Annotated in this window: 18 protein-coding genes and 1 riboswitch; of the genes, 15 read left to right on the top strand and 3 right to left on the bottom strand. The window is 69.5% G+C overall.

Annotated features, from left to right (window positions below):
• Positions 1-5: 5 nt before the first annotated feature.
• Positions 6-605 (bottom strand): energy-coupling factor transporter transmembrane component T family protein, encoded by a 600-nt coding sequence (locus tag JL101_RS01090; RefSeq protein ID WP_203096707.1) that lies wholly within the window; start codon positions 603-605, stop codon positions 6-8.
• Positions 605-1,279 (bottom strand): energy-coupling factor ABC transporter ATP-binding protein, encoded by a 675-nt coding sequence (locus JL101_RS01085; RefSeq protein WP_203096706.1) that lies wholly within the window; start codon positions 1,277-1,279, stop codon positions 605-607. Before JL101_RS01085 ends, JL101_RS01090 begins: the two co-directional genes overlap by 1 nt.
• Positions 1,280-1,503: 224 nt before the next feature.
• Positions 1,504-1,627, top strand: a riboswitch (guanidine-I (ykkC/yxkD leader).
• A 73-nt stretch (positions 1,628-1,700) separates the two neighbouring features.
• Here JL101_RS01085 and JL101_RS01080 point away from each other — a divergent pair.
• The 7 genes from JL101_RS01080 to JL101_RS01050 are packed head-to-tail and all read left to right on the top strand — an operon-like array spanning position 1,701 to position 11,280.
• Positions 1,701-2,429, top strand: a complete 729-nt coding sequence (locus tag JL101_RS01080; RefSeq protein WP_203096705.1) for an urea amidolyase associated protein UAAP1 — start codon at positions 1,701-1,703, stop codon at positions 2,427-2,429.
• A gap of 21 nt (positions 2,430-2,450) precedes the next feature.
• Complete coding sequence (locus tag JL101_RS01075) at positions 2,451-3,098, top strand: urea amidolyase associated protein UAAP2 (RefSeq protein WP_203096704.1); 648 nt, start codon at positions 2,451-2,453, stop codon at positions 3,096-3,098.
• Between the two features lie 26 nt (positions 3,099-3,124).
• The gene (uca, locus tag JL101_RS01070) at positions 3,125-6,727 is read left to right on the top strand and encodes an urea carboxylase (RefSeq protein WP_203096703.1); all 3,603 of its coding nucleotides are present in this window, start codon (positions 3,125-3,127) and stop codon (positions 6,725-6,727) included.
• A gap of 17 nt (positions 6,728-6,744) precedes the next feature.
• Positions 6,745-8,547 carry an allophanate hydrolase gene (gene atzF, locus JL101_RS01065; protein WP_203096702.1) on the top strand — a complete coding sequence of 601 codons (1,803 nt, stop codon included), beginning with the start codon at positions 6,745-6,747 and terminating at the stop codon, positions 8,545-8,547.
• A gap of 22 nt (positions 8,548-8,569) precedes the next feature.
• Entirely contained in the window at positions 8,570-9,649 is a 1,080-nt protein-coding gene (locus tag JL101_RS01060) for a putative urea ABC transporter substrate-binding protein (protein ID WP_203096701.1), read from the top strand.
• 3 nt (positions 9,650-9,652) lie between these two features.
• Entirely contained in the window at positions 9,653-10,477 is an 825-nt protein-coding gene (locus tag JL101_RS01055; protein ID WP_202682304.1) for an ABC transporter permease, read from the top strand.
• Positions 10,474-11,280, top strand: coding sequence for an ABC transporter ATP-binding protein (locus tag JL101_RS01050; RefSeq protein ID WP_203096700.1), 807 nt, complete (start codon positions 10,474-10,476; stop codon positions 11,278-11,280). Before JL101_RS01055 ends, JL101_RS01050 begins: the two co-directional genes overlap by 4 nt.
• 167 nt (positions 11,281-11,447) lie before the next feature.
• Here the strand turns inward: JL101_RS01050 and JL101_RS01045 are convergent, their stop codons facing one another.
• Entirely contained in the window at positions 11,448-12,377 is a 930-nt protein-coding gene (locus tag JL101_RS01045; RefSeq protein WP_203096699.1) for a LysR family transcriptional regulator, read from the bottom strand.
• A 119-nt stretch (positions 12,378-12,496) separates the two neighbouring features.
• Here JL101_RS01045 and JL101_RS01040 point away from each other — a divergent pair, with 119 nt between their 5' ends.
• The 8 genes from JL101_RS01040 (at position 12,497) to JL101_RS01005 (ending at position 19,413) form a co-directional block, all read left to right on the top strand.
• Positions 12,497-13,483 (top strand): ABC transporter substrate-binding protein, encoded by a 987-nt coding sequence (locus JL101_RS01040; RefSeq protein ID WP_203096698.1) that lies wholly within the window; start codon positions 12,497-12,499, stop codon positions 13,481-13,483.
• Between the two features lie 44 nt (positions 13,484-13,527).
• Positions 13,528-14,352 (top strand): ABC transporter permease, encoded by an 825-nt coding sequence (locus tag JL101_RS01035; protein ID WP_203096697.1) that lies wholly within the window; start codon positions 13,528-13,530, stop codon positions 14,350-14,352.
• A gap of 11 nt (positions 14,353-14,363) precedes the next feature.
• Positions 14,364-15,152, top strand: coding sequence for an ABC transporter ATP-binding protein (locus JL101_RS01030; RefSeq protein ID WP_228435235.1), 789 nt, complete (start codon positions 14,364-14,366; stop codon positions 15,150-15,152).
• Positions 15,149-15,907 carry an SDR family NAD(P)-dependent oxidoreductase gene (locus JL101_RS01025; RefSeq protein WP_203096696.1) on the top strand — a complete coding sequence of 253 codons (759 nt, stop codon included), beginning with the start codon at positions 15,149-15,151 and terminating at the stop codon, positions 15,905-15,907. Before JL101_RS01030 ends, JL101_RS01025 begins: the two co-directional genes overlap by 4 nt.
• Positions 15,904-16,611, top strand: a complete 708-nt coding sequence (locus tag JL101_RS01020) for an SDR family NAD(P)-dependent oxidoreductase (protein ID WP_228435234.1) — start codon at positions 15,904-15,906, stop codon at positions 16,609-16,611. Before JL101_RS01025 ends, JL101_RS01020 begins: the two co-directional genes overlap by 4 nt.
• A gap of 13 nt (positions 16,612-16,624) precedes the next feature.
• Positions 16,625-17,398: a creatininase gene (locus tag JL101_RS01015; protein ID WP_203096694.1), complete on the top strand. Its 774-nt coding sequence runs from the start codon at positions 16,625-16,627 to the stop codon at positions 17,396-17,398.
• 7 nt (positions 17,399-17,405) lie between these two features.
• Positions 17,406-18,365 (top strand): agmatinase, encoded by a 960-nt coding sequence (speB, locus tag JL101_RS01010; RefSeq protein ID WP_203096693.1) that lies wholly within the window; start codon positions 17,406-17,408, stop codon positions 18,363-18,365.
• Positions 18,366-18,558: 193 nt separating this feature from the next.
• Positions 18,559-19,413, top strand: coding sequence for a transporter substrate-binding domain-containing protein (locus tag JL101_RS01005; RefSeq protein WP_203096692.1), 855 nt, complete (start codon positions 18,559-18,561; stop codon positions 19,411-19,413).
• Positions 19,414-19,419 lie beyond the last annotated feature (6 nt).

Raw genomic sequence — 19,419 nt, 5'->3', positions numbered from 1 at the left:
GAAACTCAATCGGGATCGTAGCCGCGGGCCTCGATCGCGTCGGTCAGCACGCTGGCCATGCGCAGGGTCTTCACGATCAGCGGCACCGCCACGGCGGTGACGCTCCGTTCCAGGCCGCGCGACCGCTGGGCCGCCTGGATCTCGCGGACCAGATCGATCAGCAGCGGCACGAACCGGATCGCGAGCGAGATCATCAGGCCGACCTTTGCGGGATTGACGCCCACCCGGCGAAGGGGCCGAAGCCCCCCTTCCAGGGCCTCGACCATGTCCGAGACCCGGGTCGTCAGGGTGATCAGCACCGCCAGCGAGACCAGGACGGTGAAGCGCAGGACCGTGACCAGCCCGCTCCCCCAGTCCACCAGCAGCGCGTGGACCGCGAAGAAGAACAGCCCCAGCAGCAGCACCGGGCGAAGCTGGGCCGCGACCTCCCGCGGTGGCAGGCGCGCCAGGGCGAACAGTCCCAGGGCAGCGGCCTGGACGATGGCGAGGATGCGGGGATCGGTCACCTGGATCAGGCCGACCGCCGCCAGCATCAGCGCCAGCATCTTGGCGCCCGGCGCCAGGGCGTGGATCGGCGACTCGCGCCGGATGTAGAGGCCCAGCATCAGGCCATCAGCTCGACATAGCGGGAAATGGCGGCGGAGGGGCGGTCGTCGGCGACGATCCGGCCGCCGTCGAACACAAGCACCCGGTCGAACGCGCCGAGCAGGTCCAGGTCGTGGGAGATGAAGACGGCGGTCTGGGGCAATCCTGCCACGATCTCCATGATCATGCGCTTGTTGCGCAGGTCGAGCAGCGTCGTCGGCTCGTCGAACACGACATAGGCCGGCTCCATCACCAGGACGGAGCAGATCGCCAGCAGCTGCTTCTGCCCGCCGCTCAGCAGGTGCGCGGGGCGGCTCCGGTGTTCGGCCAAGCCGTAGCGGTCGAGCACGTCGTCAACCCGTCGGGCGATCTCGGCGCGGTCCAGCTTCAGGTTCTTCAGGCCGAAGGCGATGTCCTCCTCGACCGTGGGATAGACGATCTGGGTGTCCGGGTCCTGGAACACGAACCCCACCTTGCGTCGGACGGCCTTGCCGTCCTTCCCGGTGTCCAGGCCGTCGACCAGAACCGTCCCCTCGTCCGGCACCACCAGACCGTTCAGCAGGCGGGCGAAGGTGCTCTTGCCCGACCCGTTCGCGCCGACCACGGCGACCCGCCGTTCCGTCAGGGTCAGCGACACGTCGCGCAGGACCTGATGGTCGCCGAACCGGTGGCTGACCTGTCGAAGTTCGATCACGGGAGAAACGTCCGATTCTGGGGAAGCCGATTCTTTGGGCCGCTACTGCCACGGGGAATCCCGTGGAATCAAGCGACTTCGGATGCCCCGAAGAGCGATTGCCCAAAACTTCGCCAGCCCTGGTGCCCGTATGTGCAGAATCCCGCCCCTGCCCGGCACGGGCCGCCGCGCGGCTCCCGCATTTCCGGGTGTTCGGCGCTTGGCACGCCGCTTGCGAACTCCATGGTCCCAGCAGCTAGGGTTCCGGCCGGAACGGGTTCAAATCCCCTCCGGTGTTACTGGTCCGAGAGCAGCGACCCGTCCGGTGAACAGCGGACGGGCACACGGCGGGACAAAAGCCCGGGAGGTCTCAAACACGGAGGATGTTGCTCCGATGGGACGTCCCATTGCCCGGCACTCCTCCTATGCCTGAGGTGTGGCCATGGCGACCGTTCGCTCCGACCTGTTGTATCAAGACGAAATCGATGGCGGCAAACACTGGTCGTTCACGCTCCGGCGCGGCACGGTCCTGCGCCTGATCGACCGCGAGGGCGGCGCCAATGTCGGCATGCTGTTCTACAATCCCGCCAACCTGCTGGAGCGCTACAACGCGCCCGACACGCTGAAGTGCCAGTACACCTTCAAGCTGACCGCCGGGCATTGCCTCTATTCCGACATGGGACGGGTCTTCTGCTCCATCGTCGACGACACCGCCGGCTGGCACGACACCGTCTGCGGCAATTCCACGAAATCCATGGTGGCGGAGCGCTGGGGCCGCAGGAGCTACCAGGAATACCGCAACGACTGGACCCAGAACGGCCATGACAGCTTCCTGGTCGAGGCCGCCAAGTACGGCCTGGGCCGGCGCGACCTGGCGGCCAACGTCAACTGGTTCAGCAAGGTCCGCACCGAGCAGGACGGCACTCTGGTCTTCGATCCCGAGGGTGCCCGCGCGGGAGCCCACGTGGACCTGCGGTTCGACATGGACACGCTGGTGCTGTTCCACACCTGCCCGCACCCCATGAACCCTGCGGCGGAATATCCGCGCAAGCCCGTCTCCTACGAACTCCATCGCGGCGATCCGGCGGCGGAGAACGATCCCTGCCGCACCAGCCGCCCCGAGAACGGACGCGGCTTCGCGAACAACCACCTCTACCACCTGTGCGGCTGACCGGAACCGGGACCTGGAACAATGACGAGACAGAGCACCCTCTCCCCCGATACCGCCGTCTACCGCAAGACCGTCCCCGCCGGCGACTACTGGATCCACGTGGTCAAGGCCGGCCAAGTCTTCCGCATCGTCGACCTGGAGGGCAACCAGGCGGCCGACACCCTCTTCTACAACGCCGCCGACCCGGCCGAGCGCTACAGCGCGATCGATACCATCCGGGAGCAGCGCAACGTCTATCTCGGCGTCGGCACCCGGCTGATGTCCACGGCCGGCAATGCCATGCTTGAGATCGTCGCCGACACGGTCGGCCGCCATGACACGCTGGGCGGAGCCTGCTCGACCGAGTCCAACACCGTCCGCTACGCGCTGGAGAAGAAGTGCATGCATGCCTGCCGCGACAGCTACCTGCTGGCGGTGGCCGAGCACGAGGAGTTCGGGCTGACCAAGCGGGACATCACCCACAACATCAACTTCTTCATGAACGTGCCGGTCACGCCCGAGGGCGGGCTGACCTTCGCCGACGGCCTCAGCGGGCCGGGCCAGTATGTGGAGATGCGGGCCTGCATGGACGTGATCGTCCTGATCTCCAACTGCCCGCAGCTCAACAATCCCTGCAACGCCTATGACCCGACGCCGATCGAAGTGGTGGTCTGGGACGCGGCGGCATAACGGCGGCCCTGGCACGGATAATCATCATGTTCAGCAAAGTCCTGATCGCCAACCGCGGCGAGATCGCCTGCCGCATCATCCGCACGCTCGACCGGATGGGCATCGCCCCGGTCGCCGTCCATTCAGAGGCCGACGCCCACTCCCTGCACGTGGCCATGGCCGGCGAGGCGGTCTGCATCGGCCCGGCCGCGGTGTCGGAAAGCTATCTCGACGCCGGCCGCATCCTGGAGGCGGCCCGGGCGACCGGCGCGCAAGCGATCCATCCCGGCTACGGCTTCCTGTCGGAGAACCCGGCATTCGCCGAGGCCTGCGCCGAGGCCGGCATCGTCTTCATCGGCCCGACGCCGGACCAGATGCGGGCCTTCGGCCTGAAGCACACCGCCCGCCGGCTGGCGGCGGAGAGCGGCGTTCCGCTGTCGCCCGGCAGCGGGCTGCTGGCCGGCGCCGGGGAGGCGCTGGAGGCGGCATCGCGCATCGGCTATCCCGTGATGATCAAGAGCACGGCCGGCGGTGGCGGCATCGGCATGCAGCTCTGCCGCGAGCCGGCGCAACTGGCCGGGATGTTCGAGGCGGTGTCGCGGCTGTCGCGCAACAACTTCAAGGAATCCGGCGTCTACCTGGAGAAGTTCGTCGAGCACGCGCGCCATATCGAGGTGCAGATCTTCGGCGACGGGCAGGGCACCGTGGTGGCCCTGGGCGAGCGGGACTGCTCGGCCCAGCGGCGGAACCAGAAGGTGATCGAGGAGACGCCGGCGCCCCATCTGTCCGACGCGCAGCGCCAAGCCCTGTTCGACGCGGCGGAGCGGCTGGGCGCGGCGGTCGGCTACCGGTCCGCCGGGACCGTGGAATTCATCCACGACGCGGCGGCCGGGGAGTTCTATTTCCTGGAGGTGAACACCCGGCTCCAGGTCGAGCACGGCGTGACGGAGGAGGTGACCGGCGTCGACCTGGTGGAATGGATGATCCGCCAGGCGGCCGGGGAGACGCTCCCGCTGGCCGCGCACGCCCGGCGGGCCGAGGGCACCTCCATCCAGGTGCGGGTCTATGCCGAGGACCCCGGCCGCGCCTTCCGCCCGTCGGCCGGCATCCTGACCCGGGCGGAGTTCCCCGGGGATGCCCGGGTGGAGACCTGGGTCGAGCGCGGCACCGAGGTGACGCCGTTCTACGATCCGCTGCTGGCCAAGATCATCGTGCGCGGCACCGACCGCGCCGACACCATCGCGAAGCTACGGACGGCGCTCGACGCCTGCCGGCTCGACGGGATCGAGACCAACTTGGGCTATCTGCGCCAGATCGCCGCCGACCCGGCCTTCGCGGAAGGAGGCTTCACCACCCGGTACCTGGAGACCGTGGCCTACCGGGCGCGCTCCATCGAGGTGGTGGCGCCCGGCACGCTGACCAGCGTCCAGGACCATCCCGGCCGCGTCGGCTACTGGGAAGTCGGCGTGCCACCGTCCGGCCCCATGGACCCCTTGGCCTTCCGGCTGGGCAACCGGCTGCTGGGCAACCCGGAGGGGGCGGCCGGGCTGGAATTGACGGTTTCCGGGCCGACGCTGAAGTTCAACACGGACGCGCTGGTCTGCCTGGCCGGGGCCGCCATGCCGACGACCCTCGACGGCGCCGCCGTGCCGTTCTGGCAGCCGGTCGCCGTACCGGCCGGCTCGACGCTCCGCATCGGGGCGGCGACCGGCGCGGGATGCCGGGCCTATCTGCTGGTCCGGGGCGGCATCGACGTTCCCGAATATCTGGGCAGCCGCTCCACCTTCACGCTGGGCAGGTTCGGCGGCCATGGCGGGCGGGCGCTGATGCCCGGCGACGTGCTCCATGTCGGGGACGAGAGGCTTGGGGAAACCGGGGCGATCGATCCGGCCCTGGTGCCGGACTACGGCCATGCCTGGGAAATCGGCGTGCTGTACGGCCCCCACGGGGCGCCGGACTTCTTCACCGAAAACGACATCGCCACCTTCTTCGCCGCGGACTGGGAGGTCCATTACAACTCCAGCCGCACCGGCGTGCGCCTGATCGGCCCCAAGCCGGACTGGGCGCGGAAGGACGGCGGGGAGGCGGGTCTTCACCCCTCCAACATCCACGACAACGCCTATGCTGTCGGCACCGTCGATTTCACCGGCGACATGCCGGTGATCCTGGGGCCGGACGGGCCGAGCCTGGGCGGCTTCGTCTGCCCGGCCACCATCGTCCAGGCCGAGCTGTGGAAGATCGGCCAGCTCCGGCCGGGCGACAAGGTCCGCTTCCGCCGGCTGACCGCCGCCGAGGCGGCCGCCCTGGAGGACGCGCAGGACGCCGCGGTCGCGACGCTCCGGCCGGTGGACCGGGCCGCCCTGCCGCCGCGGCGGGGAACCGGGCCGGACGAGGCGGTGCTGCACCGGCTTGCCGCCGTTCCGGGCGGGGAGGACGTGGTCTACCGGCGCTCGGGCGACCGCTACCTGCTGGTGGAGTACGGACCGCTTGTGCTCGACCTGACCCTGCGGTTCCGGGTCCATGCGCTCCAGCGGCATCTGGAAGGCCTCGGGCTGGCCGGCATCCTGGACCTGACGCCGGGCATCCGCTCGCTCCAGGTCCACTACGACAGCCGGGTGCTGGCGCTCGACGACCTGCTGGACCGGCTGGTCGCGGCGGAGCGGGAGCTTCCCGCGATCGACGACCTGGAGGTTCCGACCCGGATCGTCCACCTGCCGCTGTCGTGGGACGACGAGGCGACCCGGCTCGCCATCTCCAAATACATGCAGTCGGTCCGGGCCGACGCACCCTGGTGCCCGAGCAACATCGAGTTCATCCGCCGGATCAACGGGCTGGACGGTGTCGAGGCGGTCAAGGAGATCCTGTTCGGCGCCAGCTACCTGGTCATGGGGCTGGGCGACGTCTATCTGGGAGCGCCCGTCGCGACCCCGGTCGATCCGCGCCACCGGCTGGTCACCACCAAGTACAACCCCGCCCGCACCTGGACGCCGGAGAACGCGGTCGGCATCGGCGGCGCCTATCTCTGCGTCTACGGGATGGAGGGGCCGGGCGGCTACCAGTTCGTCGGCCGGACCTGCCAGATGTGGAACACCTACCGGACCACGGCCGAGTTCCCGCCGGGCAAGTCCTGGCTGCTGCGCCACTTCGACCAGATCCGCTTCCACCCCGTCACCCACGACGAACTGATGGCCTTCCGGGCCGATTTCCTCCAGGGGCGGGCGTCGCTCAGGATCACCGAGGAGACCTTCCGCCTGCGCGACTACCGGCGCTTCCTGGAGGAGAACCGGGACTCGATCGAGGCCTTCAAGGCCCGCCAGCAGGCCGCCTTCGAGGAGGAGCGCACGCGGTGGGAGGCCTCGGGCCAGACCGTCGCGGCGGAGGTGGCCGACCCCGGCCCCCTCCCCGGGCACGCCGACATGCCCGACGGGGGCGAGGCCATAGCCAGCCCGGTGTCGGGAAGCATCTGGAAGGTGGCCGGAGCGGCCGGGACGGCCGTCAAGGCCGGCGACGTCCTGGTCATCGTCGAATCCATGAAAATGGAGATCACGGTCGCCGCCCCCGCCGACGGCACCCTGGTCGAGATCCGGTGCGCCGAGGGGCAGGCCGTCTCGCTGGGCCAGCCGCTCGCCGTCTTCCTCCCCGCAGCATGATGATCGAAGCACCCGACATGACTGATCGAAGCCTGGAAATCGCCGTCCTTGCCCGAGCCTACGCGGACGGCAGCCTGACGCCGGAGGCCGTGCTGGACGGCGTCCATGCCCGGATCGGCGCGATGGGGCTCCGCCCCGTCTGGATCACCCTGCTCGACAAGGCGGACGCGCTGGCCCGGCTCGGCCGGGCGCGGGCCAGGAAGGAAGCGGGAGAGGACCTGCCCCTGTTCGGCATCCCCTTCGCGGTCAAGGACAACATCGACGTGGCCGGCGTGCCGACCACCGCCGGCTGTCCCGACTTCGCCTTCGTACCCGACCGCTCCGCCACCGTGGTGGAGCGGCTGGAGGCCGCGGGCGCCATCCTGATCGGCAAGACCAACCTGGACCAGTTCGCCACCGGGCTGGTCGGAACCCGGTCGCCCTACGGCATCTGCTCGTCCGTGTTCGACCCGGCCCATGTGTCGGGCGGGTCGAGTTCCGGGTCGGGCGTCGCGGTCGGGGCGGGGCTGGTCAGCTTCGCGCTGGGGACCGACACGGCCGGGTCGGGCCGGGTGCCTGCCGCGTTCAACAATGTCGTGGGGCTGAAGCCGACCAAGGGGCTGGTCAGCACCGCGGGCGTGCTGCCGGCCTGCCGGACCCAGGATTGCGTGTCGATCTTCGCCGGCTCCAGCGGGGACGCCCTGGCGGTCCTCCGGGCGGCGGCGGGGTTCGATCCGGCCGATCCGTTCTCCCGGCGGGCGCCGGCGGGGGCGACGCTGCCGGCCTCGGTGCCTCCGGGGTTCCGCTTCGGCGTGCCGTCGGCCGGGGGACTGGAGTTCTTCGGCGACGCGGGCGCCGCCGAGCTGTTCGCCGCGTCCGCCGCCCGGCTGGAGGAGTTGGGCGGCACCCGCGTGGAGTTCGACTACGCCCCCTTCGTCGAAGCGGCGAAGCTGCTCTATGCCGGCCCGTGGGTGGCCGAGCGGCTGGCCGCGATCCGCGACTTCGCGGAAACGAAGCCCGAGTCGATCCATCCCGTGGTCCGCGGGATCATCCTGGGGGCCGGCCGCTACAGCGCGGTCGATGCCTTCGAGGCGCAGTACAGGCTGGCCGAGCTGACCCGGCGGGCGGAGGCTTGGTGGGAGCGCATGGACGTGATGCTGCTTCCCACGACCGGCACCACCTTCACCATCGAGGACATGCTGGCCGACCCGATCCGGCTGAACAGCCGACTGGGCCATTACACCAACTTCGTGAACCTGATGGACCTGTCGGCCATCGCCGTGCCCGCCGGGTTCCGCTCCACCGGGCTGCCCTTCGGCGTGACGCTGATCGGGCGCAGCTTCGAGGACGGCAGGCTGGCGCTGCTGGCCGACCGGTTCCACCGGGCGCAGGCCCCCACGATCGGCGCCACCGGGCATGCCGTCGCCGGCCCGGCGCTGGAGGCGGCGGAGTCGGGAATGGTCCGGCTGGCCGTCGTCGGCGCCCACCTCTCCGGACTGCCGCTCAACCACCAGCTTACCGGGCGCGGCGCGCGGCTGGTGCGGACGGACCGCACGGCGGCCGGCTACAGGCTGTTCGCCCTGCCCGGCACAACGCCCGCCAAGCCCGGCCTGCTGCGCGACCCCGGCGCTCCCGGCGGGATCGAGGTCGAGGTCTGGGAGCTGGACGCCGCCGGCTTCGGCGGCTTCGTCGCCGAGGTGCCCCCTCCCCTCGCCATCGGCACGCTGGAACTGGCCGGCGGCGCCCGCGTGCAGGGTTTCCTGTGCGAGGCCCACGCGACCGCCGGAGCGCAGGATATCACCAACCACGGCGGCTGGAGGAACTGGCTGGCCGCCCGCTGACCAACCCCGGAGGAGCCTTCCCATGCGGACCCTGTTCAAATCGGCACTCGTCGCCCTGGGCCTCGCCCTGACCCTCGTCACGACCGCGGCGCAGTCGCCGGCGCTCGCGGCGGAGAAACAATCCTTCAGGATCGCCTGGTCGATCTATGCGGGCTGGATGCCGTGGGGCTACGCCGCCGACAGCGGCATCATGAAGAAGTGGGCCGACAAGTACGGCATCTCGGTCGAGATCGTCCAGATCAACGACTACGTGGAATCGATCAACCAGTACACCGCCGGGGCGTTCGACGGCTGCGTCATGACCAACATGGACGCGCTGACCATCCCGGCGGCCGGCGGCGTCGACTCCACCGCGCTGATCTCCGGCGACTATTCCGACGGCAACGACGGGGTGGTGCTGAAGGGCGGCGGCAGCCTCGCCGAGATCAAGGGCCGGGACGTCAACCTGGTGGAGCTGTCGGTCTCCCACTACCTGCTCGCCCGGGCGCTGGACAGCGTCGGACTGTCGGAACGGGACGTCCGCGTGGTCAACACGGCCGACGCCGACATCGTCTCCGCCTTCGCGTCGCCCGACGTGACCGCGGTCGTGACCTGGAACCCGCAGCTCAGCGAGGTGCGCAAGGCCGAAGGCGCCGCGATGGTGTTCGACAGCAGCAAGGTCCCCGGCGAGATCATCGACCTGATGGTCGTCAACACGGAGACGCTGAAGGACAACCCGTCGCTGGGCAAGGCTCTGGTCGGCGCTTGGTACGAGACGCTGGCGCTGATGCGGGACGCCGGGCCGAAGGGCACGGAGGCACTGACCGCCATGGCGACCGCGGCCGGCACCGACCTGGAAGGCTACAAGGCGCAGCTCGCCACCACGAAGATGTTCTACACCCCGGCCGAGGCGGTGGCGTTCGCGTCAAGCCCCGAGCTGGTCAAGGGCATGGACCTGGTCCGCACCTTCTCGTTCGACCACGGGCTGCTGGGCGAAGGCGCCCGGACGGTGGACGCGGTCGGGATCGCCTTTCCCGGCGGCACGGTGCTGGGCGACGCCGGCAACGTCAAGCTGCGCTTCGATGCCGATCACATGAGGATGGCCCAGGAAGGGAAGCTCTGACCCATGCGCCGGATCATCAACCTGCGTCCCGGCCGGGGCGGCATCGTGCTGTGGGGGGCGCTGCCGTTCCTGGCGGCCGGCGTCGCCTACGCCCTGGCCTCGTCCGCCCGGCTGGCGGCCAACCCGAACGACAAGCTGCTGCCGCAGCTGGAAAGCTTCGCGGCGGCCATCGGCCGGCTGGCGCTCAATCCCGATGCGCGGACCGGCGACTATCTGATGTGGGTGGACACGCTGGCCAGCCTTCAGCGGCTGGGGATGGGGTTGGGCGTTGCGACCGCCCTGGCGCTGGTCCTTGGTCTGGCGATCGGGTTGATTCCCTATGTGCGGGCGGGCCTGTCGCCCTTCGTCGGCGTGGTCTCCATGATCCCGCCGATGGCGGTGCTGCCGGTCCTGTTCATCGTCTTCGGCCTGGACGAGCTGTCCAAGGTGGTGCTGATCGTGTTCGGCGTGGCGCCGTTCCTGGTGCGCGACCTGGCGCTGAAGGTCGGCGACCTGCCGCGCGAGCAATTGATCAAGGCGCAGACGCTGGGGGCCTCCACCTGGCAGATCGTGGTCCGCGTGGTGCTGCCCCAGATGCTGCCCCGGCTGATCGACGCGGTGCGTCTGTCCCTGGGGCCGGCCTGGCTGTTCCTGATCTCGGCCGAGGCGATCGCCGCGACGGAGGGGCTGGGCTACAGGATATTCCTGGTGCGCCGCTACATGGCGATGGACGTCATCCTGCCCTACGTCGCCTGGATCACGCTGCTGGCCTTCCTGTCGGACGCCGGGCTGCGCTGGGTCAACGCCCGCTTCTTCCCGTGGCTGAAGGCCGGAAAGGGGCAGTCATGAGCCGGATATCTGTCACGAACCTGTGGAAGGAATATCCCGGCCAAGTGGTGCTGGAGCGGGTATCGCTGGAGATCGCGTCGGGCGAGTTCTGCGCCCTGGTCGGCCCGTCGGGCTGCGGCAAGACCACCTTCCTGCGCATGCTGCTGGGCGAGGAGAGCCCGACCCGCGGCACCATCGAGCTGGACGGCAAGCCGCTGGTCGCCGAGCCCGGCCCGGACCGGGGCGTGGTGTTCCAGCGCTACTCGGTGTTCCCGCACCTGACGGTGCTCCAGAACGTGATCATCGGGCGCGAGTTCGAGCGCTCGAGGTTCCTGGGAAAACTGTTCGGCCGGGAGCGGCGCGCCGCCGAGCAGGAGGCTTCCGGGATCCTGGAAACGGTCGGCCTGTCCGCCCACCGGGACAAGTACCCCGCCGAGCTGTCCGGCGGCATGCAGCAGCGGCTGGCGATCTCCCAGGCGCTGATCCGGAAGCCCAAGGTGCTGCTGCTGGACGAGCCGTTCGGCGCGCTGGACGCCGGCACCAAGGCCCAGATGTACGAGCTGCTGCTGGGATTGTGGGACAAGCACAAGATGAGCATCTTCATGGTCACCCACGACCTGAAGGAAGGATTCACCCTGGCGACCCGCGTGCTCGCCTTCGACAAGGTCCGCGTCGATCCCCAGGAACCGGGCGCCTATGGGGCGACCGTGACCTACGACCTACCCCTGGAGGCCAAGATCGCCGCGAGGCGGGAGGCGGCCCTCCACGCCCCGGAACCGGTCAGCGAGCCTTCCCCGGCCGTTTCACTGGTCCCGGTGACTTGAACAGTGCCGGATGCATCGCCTGGGCACGGGCGCTCAGCAGCCGGTGCAAGGCCGCGGCGAGCGATCGGAGCCGGGATTTCCCCCAATCCACGTTGGGATGCCGTAGGTAAGCCAAACCTGTTCTCCTGCCGAGGTACAGGCTGGAAGCTCTTGCAAATACCGTTCCATCACGCCGGGCTGGCGATCCGTCCCGGTTCCGATGACGCCGCCTGCCGCTTGATCTCCCGCACGAAGCTCTGCACCAGGGCGCGTCCGGCATCGGCGCTGCGGGTCGCGACGAAGTGGGTCGAGGCGAAGTTGTAGGTCTTCGGCTTCAGGGGACGCATCAGGCCGCGGCGCATCCAGTCCTCGCCGATATGGCAGGGCAGGAAGCCGATGAACCGGCCGGACAGGATCATCATGACCTGCGCCTCCATATGCATGACCGTCCCGCAGGGACGCGGGTGGTTGGCGCGGTAGAGGTCGTCGAAATGCAGGTAGCCGCGCACCGCGAAAGGCGCCTCCTCGATCGCCGTACGGTCGATCCTGTCGTCCGGCATGCCGTAGAGTCGATGCCCGCTGCCGCAATAGAGGGAGTGGGGCTCGCGGTAGATGGGCTGGTAGGTCAGGCCGGGGACCTTCTGCGACATGGGGCCGACCACCACGTCGCGCGAGCCGTCGGCGACCGCGGCTTCCAGCTCCGTCGGCGTACCCAGCAGCAGGTCCACGAAGACGTCGGGCGCGTACTCGCAGTAGCGGCTCAGCGCCGTCTGGATGCCCAGTTCCGGCGAGGTCACCACGCCGTCCACGATGCCGACGCGCAGCTGGCCCATCAGCTTGCCCCGGTCGCGGCCGATGCGCGACTGGAAGGCGTCGATCTCCACGAACAGCCGCTTGGCCGCGTCGTAGGTCGCCTCGCCGAATTCGGTCAGGCGGAAGCCGCGGCGCCCGCGCTCGCACAGGGGCGCCCCCAGCTTCCGTTCCAGCGCCGCCAGATGGGTGCTGAGCGTCGATTGCGACAGGTTGAGCACGATCTGGGCATCGGCGAAGCCGCCGGAATCCGCCAGGGTGACGAACACGCGCAGCAGGCGCAGGTCGATGTTGTCGAGGCGTCTCATGGTCCCGGTGCCAATTTCACATCGATGATTTTCAATATATCCGTCTATTAAACCTGATTTTTATAGATGTAAACCTGGGCGATGATCCCCGCGAACCAGTCCAGCGATGAGGGTCACCGATGCTCCGCACAAGCCGACTTGCAGCCGCCGCCCTGCTCCTCGCGACCGTCTCGGTACCGGCCTGGGCAGCCGATACGATCCGGGTGCTGTCGCCCACCTGGCCCGGCTTCGCGCCCGTGTTCGTGGCCGCCGACAAGGGTTACTTCAAGGAACTCGGGCTGACGGTCGACATGAAGTTCGAGGACGACCGGGCCAACGTCATGGCGGCCATGATGCGCGGCGACATCGAGGTCGACATGCGCACCGTCGGCGAGCACCAGGGCCGCCCGCGCGACGAGACCACGCCGGGCGTCATCATCGGCACGATCGACAAGTCGGTCGGCGGCGACGGGGTCATCGCGGACGGGTCGATCGGCGGGGTGGCCGACCTGCGCGGCAAGAAGATCGCGGTCGAACCCAACATCCCGGCCCGCCTGCTGCTCCAACTCGCCCTGAAGAAGGAAGGGATGAGCCTGGACGACCTGTCGATCGTGGAGATCGCGACCGCCGACACGATCGCCGTCTTCGCCGACAGCTCGATCGCGGCGGTCGGGACATACCAGCCGTTCCAGTCCCAGGCCATCACCGCCCTGCCGGACCGCAAGGGCAAGGTCCTGCTGTCGTCGGTGGACAGCGAGATCATCATCGACGTGATCACCGCCCGCCAGGACGACCTGAAGAAGAACCCGACGAAGTACCGGAACTTCCTGGCCGGCATCTACCGGGCGATCGATCTCTACAGGACGAACCCGGAGGAGTTCATCGAGCTGGCGGCTCCGCACTACAACCTCGGCGAGGACGAGGTGAAGGAGATCATCGACACCAGCCTGGCCTACACGCCGCTGGCCGAGGCCAAGGACCTGATCGGCACTCCGGACCGGCCCGGCCGCCTGCACGGGATCTTCGACACCGTCATGCAGCTGAACATCGAGAACGGCGCCGCCGACACCAAGCTGACCGCCGCCAGCCAGATCGACGCCTCCGTGATCTCCCAGGTTTCCCCGTGACCCCGGGGCAGACGACGGCGCTTCGCGGTTCGGACCTCCAGGCCATGGACACCGCAACGAGGGCCGCCAGGACGGCGCCGCCTCCCCGGCGCTCGTCCCTCTGGGCCTTCCGCGGAACCCTGTCGCGCCCGGCCCAGGTCGGGATCGGCGTGGCGGCCAGCGTCGGCCTGCTGCTGGCGTGGGAGGCGGTCGCCCGGTTGGGGCTGGTGAACAGCCTTTTCCTGCCCGCGCCCAGCACGGTTCTGGGCGCCATGCTGGTCATGGTCCAGAAGCAGGACCTGCTGTGGCATGCCGGCGTCTCGACCCTGCGGGTCTGGGCCGCCTTCGCGCTGGCGGCGGCGATGGCGATCCCGATCGGCATCCTGATGAGCAGCTACCGCGTCGTGGGCGCGGCGCTGGAGCCGATCATCGACTTCATCCGCTACCTGCCGGTGCCGGCATTGGTGCCGCTCTCGATCATCTGGTTCGGCGTCGGCGAAAGCACAAAGCTGTACCTGCTGTGGCTCGGCACCTTCTTCCAGCTGGTCCTGCTGGTCGCCGACGACATGCGCCGCGTGCCGCAGGAATATATCGAGATCGCCCATACCCTCGGGGCCAACACCCGGCAGATGCTGCGCGACGTGGCGTTCCGGGCGATGCTGCCGGGACTGGTGGACAATCTGCGGATCACGCTGGGCTGGTGCTGGACCTACCTGATCATCGCCGAGATCGTCGCCGCCGACAGCGGCATCGGCTTCGTCATCTGGACGGCCCGCCGCTACATGAAGACGCCCGAGGTCATGGCCGGCGTGGTGGTGATCGGCGTGATCGGGCTGGTCACCGACCAGCTTCTCCGGGCGGCCCACCGCCGCGCCTTCCGCTACCTGTGAGCAGGCCCCCCATGACACAGTTCATGACACAGCCCTATCTCGCTTTCGACGGCGTCACCAAGCGGTTCGGCGACCTCGACGTGGTCGCCCAACCCTTCGAAGCCACCATCGCCCGCAACGAGTTCGTCGTCTTCCTGGGGCCGTCCGGCTGCGGCAAGACCACGCTGATGCGCATGATCGGCGGGCTGGACACGCCGTCCACCGGGACGATCCGCCTCGAAGGCGCGCCGGTCGGCGGCCCCGACCACCGGCGCGGCATGGTCTTCCAGTCCTACTCGTCCTTCCCGTGGCTGACCGTCGCCGAGAACGTCCATTTCGGCATGCGCTATCGCCGCGACCTGACGGAGCGGCAGAAACTGGCCCGCCGCGACCATTACCTGGAACTGGTCGGGCTCTACGAGTTCTCCGACGCCTATCCGAACAAGGTGTCCGGCGGCATGCGCCAGCGCGTGGCGATCGCCCGCACGCTGGCGGCCGGATCGGACGTGATGCTGATGGACGAGCCGTTCGGTGCCCTGGACGCGCAGCGCCGGGAACGGCTCCAGGTCGAGCTGCGGAGCATCCAGCGGCGCGACGCCAAGACCATCGTCTTCGTGACCCACGACGTGGAGGAGGCGGTGTTCCTGGCCGACCGGGTCATCGTGTTCTCCAAGCGGCCCGCGCGGGTCATGGCGGACATCGACATCACCGGGCGCCTCGGCCCCGACCGCCCGCTGGAGCTGCGGGACAGCCCGGAATTCTTCCGGCTTCGGAGCGAAGTCCTGAAACTGCTGCGCGAAGCCGCGGGAGACGAGGAATGACCCTGCCCCGTTTCGACGGCCGCACGGTGCTGGTCACCGGCGCCAGCCGCGGCATCGGCTTCGGCATCGCCCAGGCCTTCGCCACCGCCGGGGCGGACCTGCACGTCGCGGCGGAGAACGACGCGATCCACGCCGCGGCGGAGGCGCTGGGCGCCATGGCGCACCGGGCCGACGTGACCCGGGGCGACGAGGTGGCCGCCATGGCGGCCCGCATCGGCGCCGTGGACGTGCTGGTCAACAATGCCGGCCTGGAGCTCATGACCCCGCTGGACGACGCCGGCGCGGAGAACGAGGCGGCCTTCCGGCGCATCATCGAGATCAACATCCTGGGCACCTTCCTGGTGACCCGGGCCGTGGTGCCGGGCATGCGCGCGGGCGGCGCCATCGTCAACACGGCCTCGGTCTGGGGCCGCGTCGCGGAGCCGCTGTTCTCCGCCTATGTCGCGTCGAAGCACGCGGTGATCGGGCTGACCAAGACCTGGGCCAAGGAGCTGGGGCCCAGCGGCATCCGGGTCAACGCTGTGTGCCCCGGCTGGGTGAGGACGGAAGCCTCCATGCGCTCGCTCGGCCGGATGGCGGAACGGGCGGGCCGCGGGGAAGCGGATCTTCTGGACGACATCATCGCCGGGCAGGCGCTGCCCGGCCTCATGGAGCCGCCGGACATGGCGGGTCCCTATCTGTTCCTTGCCTCCGACCTCGCGGCCAACGTCACCGGCCAGAGCCTCGGAGCCGACCGGGGGGAAGTGCCGTGGTGACAGGTTTGAACGGGCTCAGGGCGCTGGTGACCGGCGCCGCGAGCGGGATCGGCCTCGCCGCCTGCGAGGCCCTGCGCGGCGCCGGCGCCCGGGTGGTCGGGCTGGACCGCGCGCCGGCCCCGGCCGACGACGCCGGCCGGGTGGTCGCCGACGTGACCGACGAGGGCCAGGTGATCGAGGCGGTCGCCCTGGCCGCCGCGCGCCTGGGCGGCCTCGACCTGCTGGTGAATTGCGCCGGCATCGAGATCGAGGCGCCGCTCCGCGCGATCGACATCGCCGACATGGACCGCATGTACGCGGTCAACCTGCGCGGTCCGATCCTGGTGACGCGGGAGGCCCTGAAGGCCATGGAAGCGGGTGCCCGCATCGTCAATATCGCGTCGGAACTCGCGTATCTCGGCCGCCAGGGCGCTTCGGGCTACTGCGCCACCAAGGGGGCGATGCTGTCGCTGACGCGGTCCTGGGCACGGGAGCTGGCGCCCGGAATCCTGGTCAACGCCGTGGCCCCCGGCCCGACCGACACCCCGTTGCTGGGCTTCGAGCGCATGACCGACGCCCAGAAGGCGCTGGAGAGCGCCAACCCCCTTGGCCGCATCGGCCGCCCGGAGGAGGTCGCCGCCGCGATCCTCTTCCTGGCGTCCCCCGCCGCCAGCTTCATCACGGGACAATGCATCAGCGTCGACGGCGGCGCGGCGATGCACTGAGAGGAAAAGAACCATGGTCCAAAGCGTCTTCATGGCCGAACTGACTTGGCCGGAGTTCGCCGCCAAGGTGGCGGAGGGCGTCACCGTCTTCCTGCCCCTGGGCACCACCGAGCAGCACGGCCCCCACATGGCGATGAACGTGGACGTGGTGCTGCCCACCGCCGTGTGCGAGCGGGTGGCGCGCAACGTCGGCGGCATCGTCGCCCCGACGATCCCCTATGGCTACAAGTCGCAGCCCCGCTCGGGCGGCGGCGAGGCGTTCCCCGGCACCACCAGCCTGGACGCCAACACCTTCTCGCTGGTCGTGCGCGACGTGATCCGCAGCCTCGGCACCGACGGCGTGCGCCGGCTGGTGGTGGTGAACGGGCATTTCGAGAACTGCTGGCCGGCGGTCGAGGGCGTCGACCTGGGCCTGCGCGAGCTCCGCCGCGACGGGATCCCCGACATGCAGGTGATGCGGCTGGAATACTGGGACTTCATCGGCCGCGACACGCTGGACCGGCTCTTCCCCGAGGGGTTCCCCGGCACCGAGCTGGAGCATGCCAGCCTGCTGGAGACGTCGCTGATGCTGCTGCTGCGGCCCGACCTGGTCGACATGGACAAGGTGCCGTCCGACGGGCCGGCCAAGTTCCCCACATACGACCGCCATCCCGTGCCGGAGGGGTTCGTCCCGGCCTCCGGCGTCCTGGCCCGCGCCCAGGGGGCCTCGGCCGAGAAGGGGCAGCTCCTGATGGACGACCATGTCGAGCGGATCACCCGGGCCGTCCGAGCCGAATTCGGAGTTTGAGCAGACAATGAGCGACAAGCGGTTCCAGCCCCTCGATTCCGCCGCGGTGCCCCGGTTCGCCGGGCTGCCGACCTTCATGCGGCTGCCCGTGGCCTCGCCGGAGGAGGTGGACGTGGCCCTGGTCGGCGTCCCGTTCGACGGCGGCACGACGAACCGGCCGGGGCCCCGCCACGGCCCGCGCGAGGTCCGAAACCAGTCCAGCCTGGTCCGCCGGGTCCACCACGCGACCGGCATCTGCCCGTTCGACCTGGTGCGCGTCGGCGACTGCGGCGATGCGCCGGTCAACCCGCTCGACCTGATGGAAAGCATAGACCTGATCTCCGGCTACTTCGCCGGGGTGCGCCGGGCGGGCGCCGTGCCGCTGACGGTCGGCGGCGACCACCTGATCACGCTGCCGGTGCTGCGCGGGCTGATCGACCAGGGTCCGGTCGGGCTGATCCATTTCGACGCCCATTCCGACACCTACGACAGCTTCTTCGGCAATCGCTACAACCACGGCACCCCATTCCGGCGCGCGGTGGAGGAAGGGCTGCTCGATCCGAAGCGCATGGTGCAGATCGGGCTGCGCGGGGCGATCTCGGACGCCGCCAACTACGACTTCGCCAAGGCCAACGGCATCCGCCTGATCTTCATCGAGGAGTTCGACGAGCGCGGCCCGAAGGAGGTCATGGCCGAGGCGCGGGCGATCGTCGGCGACCGGCCGACATACGTGTCGTTCGACATCGACATCCTCGATCCGTCCATTGCGCCCGGCACCGGCACCCCGGAGATCGGCGGCATCACGTCGCGCGAGGCCCAGGCCATGATCCGGCTGCTGCGCGGGCTGGACATCGTCGGGGCCGACCTGGTCGAGGTTTCGCCGCCCTTCGACCCCTCGGGCGCCACGGCGCTGACCGCCGCGACCCTGATGTTCGAGCTGCTCTGCGTGATGGCCGAGGGCATGAGCCGAAAAACCGTGCAGTCGTAGAAGCGGCGCCTAAAGATTAGGCATCGAAACGCCTTCCGCCTGCCGGCACTTCATCGGCCCCTGCCGCCGGGGGCGCCGGCCGGCGTGAATGCACCGGGATCATGGTTCAAGTCACTTGAATGGCATGCAAGTTGCTGGAGACACCCGGAGCGCCGGTCCAGGCGTCATGCCCTATCCCGCACAGGAGAGTGCCGTGCCCCTTTCCCAGTTCGCCCGCCTGATCAAGACCGCGGCCGTGGTGTTCGCCGCCGCCGGCGCCGCTTCCTCCCCCGCCTTCGCCGACCAACTCGACGACATCCGGAAAAAGCAGGAGATCGTCATCGGGACCGAGGCGCAGTTCCCGCCCTTCGAATACCTGGAGGACGGCAAGATCGTCGGCTACGCCAGCGACCTCCTGCAACTGGTCGCGGCCGACCTGCCGGGCGTCAGGCTGAACCAGCTGGACGTGCCGTGGCCGGCGATCCTGCCGGGCCTCAGCGCCGGCAAGTTCGACTTCGTGGTCACCTCCGTGACCGTGACCAGGGAGCGGGCCGAGCAGTACGCCTTCACCGTGCCGATCGCCGAGGCCACGGTCGCCCTGGTCAAGCGCAAGGGCGACGCCTCCATCACCAAGCCGGAGGACATCGCCGGCAAGGCCGTCGGCTCCCAGACCGCGTCAGCCCAGCTGAAGGCGCTCCAGGCGTTCGACGAGAAGCTCCGCGGCACCGGCGCGGGGGTGGACGCGATCACGGAATATGTCAGCTTCGACGAGGCCTATGCCGACCTCGCCGCCGGCCGGATCGACGCCGTGTCGCAGGCGCTGTCCAACCTGGCCCCGCTGGTCAAGGCGCGCGGCGACATGTTCGAGATCGTCGGGCCGACCATCGGCCCCAAGACCTATTATGCCTGGGCCGGCCGCAAGGACCCGGCCAGCGCCTCCCTGGTGAAGCTGTTCAGCGACGGCATCGCCAAGGCCAACGCTTCCGGCAAGATGGCGGAGCTTCAGATGAAGTGGTTCGGCTTCACCATGGACGTGCCGGCCGACGCGGTGCCCGAGCCGACGATGTGATCAGGC

The sequence above is a fragment of the Skermanella rosea genome, from assembly GCF_016806835.2.
GTDB classification, from domain to species: Bacteria; Pseudomonadota; Alphaproteobacteria; order Azospirillales; family Azospirillaceae; genus Skermanella; species Skermanella rosea.
The sequence above is the reverse complement of the archived record's forward strand: the minus strand, read 5'-3'. Positions and strand labels throughout refer to the sequence as shown.